The organism is Mycobacterium sp., assembly GCF_049683935.1.
In the GTDB taxonomy this organism is placed as follows: domain Bacteria; phylum Actinomycetota; class Actinomycetes; order Mycobacteriales; family Mycobacteriaceae; genus Mycobacterium.
On sequence record NZ_JBAUJR010000168.1, the window covers coordinates 1 to 2,394 of the forward strand.

3 protein-coding genes and 1 pseudogene are annotated in these 2,394 nt (G+C 68.8%); 3 read left to right on the plus strand and 1 reads right to left on the minus strand.

The window, feature by feature from the left end; genetic code table 11:
- Positions 1-248: pseudogene (locus WA965_RS09655) on the minus strand (phosphoenolpyruvate--protein phosphotransferase); the annotation flags it as partial.
- A 42-nt stretch (positions 249-290) separates the two neighbouring features.
- On the opposite strand from WA965_RS09655, the gene WA965_RS09660 reads away from it, so the two are divergent.
- The 3 genes from WA965_RS09660 to WA965_RS09670 form a co-directional block, all read left to right on the plus strand.
- Complete coding sequence (locus WA965_RS09660) at positions 291-1,070, plus strand: DeoR/GlpR family DNA-binding transcription regulator (RefSeq protein ID WP_526301681.1); 780 nt, start codon at positions 291-293, stop codon at positions 1,068-1,070.
- Positions 1,067-2,044, plus strand: coding sequence for a 1-phosphofructokinase family hexose kinase (locus WA965_RS09665; protein ID WP_526301679.1), 978 nt, complete (start codon positions 1,067-1,069; stop codon positions 2,042-2,044). The genes WA965_RS09660 and WA965_RS09665 overlap by 4 nt, the downstream gene beginning before the upstream one ends.
- A gap of 23 nt (positions 2,045-2,067) precedes the next feature.
- Positions 2,068-2,394 (plus strand): PTS sugar transporter subunit IIA (locus WA965_RS09670; RefSeq protein WP_526447429.1); only part of this gene is annotated, 327 nt, incomplete at its 3' end.

The window sequence follows — 2,394 nt, forward strand, 5'->3', positions numbered from 1 at the left end:
GCGTTGAAGCGCTCGCCCTCGGCGGGACGATCGGGTTCGGCGACGTCTGCGGTCGCCTCGCGGTCGACGTCGGGAAGCTTGCCGGGACGGATCACCGGTCCGTACTGAACCCCGGTGACCACCGGCACACCCTGCAGTACGGTGCTCGAATCTGTGGCCGGTGATGTGAGCGAAGAAGACGCGGTCATGTGAAGTAGATTACAAGATTTTGTTGACAAGTCAACACGTTCAGGAGTAAAACCAAACATATCAACATTGAACAGGGTCGATACCCACACAAACGGAGCCATATGTACCCCGAAGAGCGGCAGCAAGCCATCGCCTCGCTGGTGATGGAGCGGGGTCGGGCATCGGTCACCGAATTGGCCCAGGCATACGACGTCACCACCGAGACGGTGCGGCGCGATCTCGCTGTCCTGGACAGGGCGGGGATCGTGCGCCGGGTCCACGGCGGCGCCGTCCCGGTCCGGGCCCTGCACCTCGTCGAACCCGGGGTGGGAGAACGCGACGTCACCCGCCCCGAACACAAGGACCTGATCGCGGCGGCGGCAGCGGAGTTCTTCCCGCTCAGCGGAGCCACCGTGCTCATCGACGCCGGCACCACGACCATGCGGGTCGCGGCGCACCTGCCGACGGATCGCCCACTCGTCGTCGTCACCAACTCGGTGCCGATCGCGGCCAGGCTGGCCACCGTCCCCTCGGTGTCACTGCAGTTGCTCGGCGGTCGGGTGCGCGGCGTCACCCAGGCCGCGGTCGGCGAGCAGACGCTGCGAGTGCTGGACACCTTGCGGGTGGACATCGCCTTCATCGGGACCAACGCCATCAGCGTGCGCCACGGCCTGTCCACCCCCGACAGCGACGAGGCCGCGGTCAAGCGGGCGATGGTGGCGGCCGCCAACTACGTCGTCGTCGCCGCCGACTCCTCCAAGGTCGGCCGCGAGGACTTTGTCAGCTTCGCACCCATCACCAGTGTCGACACCCTCATCACCGACCCCGAGATCAGCGCGGCCGACAACGCCGAGTTGAGCGCTCAGGGAGTCGAAGTCATCTGCGCAGGAGGCCCATCGTGATCGTCACCGTCACCCCCAACCCGAGCATCGACCGCACCGTCTCGCTGCCGACCCCGCTGACCCGCGGCGCCGTGCATCGGGTCACGTCGGTCACGAGCCAGGCCGGCGGCAAGGGCGTCAACGTGGCCCGCGTGCTGACGCTCGCCGGTATCGAGGCCGTCGCGGTGCTCCCGGCCGCCGCCAACGATCCGCTGCTCAGCGCGCTGGAGGTGGCCGGGGTGTCCTACCAGGTGGTGCCGACCACCGAACCGGCACGCACCAACCTGACCATCACCGAACCCGACGGCACCACGACCAAGGTCAACGAGCCCGGTGGGGCACTCGACGCAGCGGGGGTGCAGGCGCTGACCGACGCCGTGCTCGCCGCAGCCGACGGCGCGGACTGGGTGGTGATGTCGGGTTCACTGCCCCCCGGAATGCCGACCAGTTGGTACGGCGACGTGGTCGCGCTGCTCGCCCCGAAGCCGTGCAAGGTCGCCGTCGACACGTCGGACGCACCGCTGGAAGCGTTGGTCGCGTCACTGGACCGTGGCGCCCCCGACCTGATCAAGCCGAACGCCGAGGAGCTGGCCGGGGTGCTGGGCTACTCGCCGCAGGCACTGGAAGCCGCTGTGGCACAGGGAGATCCGGAACCCGTTGTGGCCGCGGCCCGACAGCTGATCGACAAGGGTATCGGCGCGGTGCTCGCCACCCTCGGCGCGGCCGGGGCGGTGCTCGTCGATGCAAACGGCGCCTGGATGGCCACGCCACCACCGATCGTCCCACGCAGCACCGTGGGCGCCGGCGACTCGTCGCTGGCCGGATACATCCGCGCCGAAGTGGGGGGCGCCGTTCCGCCGCAGCGGCTACAGATGGCCGTCGCCTACGGCAGCGGCGCGGCCGCCCTACCGGGTACCACGCTGCCGAGTCCCGCCGAGATCGACCTCAATGCAGTTCAGGTGTCCCCGATCTCATCGATTCCCGCCAACCAGTGACAACGAAAGACGAGAGTAGTGCCATGACAAGCTCCACTTCCTCACCACCGATCATCACGACCGATCTGGTGGTACTCGACACAGACGTCGAGGGTGACAAGCAGGCCGTGATCACCCGGATGGCGAACACCTTCGCCGCCGCGGGCCGCACCAACGATGCCGAAGGACTGATCGGCGCCGCCATGGCGCGCGAGCAGCAGTCCGCGACCGGCCTTCCCGGCGGCATCGCGATTCCGCACTGCCGCTCGCCCTATGTCGACACCCCGACCATCGGGTTCGCCCGGTTGCGTCCGCCGGTGGACTTCGGCGCCCCCGACGGCCCGGCCGACCTGGCGTTCCTGATCGCCGCG

What these genes read in the sequence shown, in the direction of transcription:
- WA965_RS09660 (WP_526301681.1), top strand. Translation starts at nt 291, where the DNA reads ATGTACCCCGAAGAGCGGCAGCAAGCCATCGCCTCGCTGGTGATGGAG.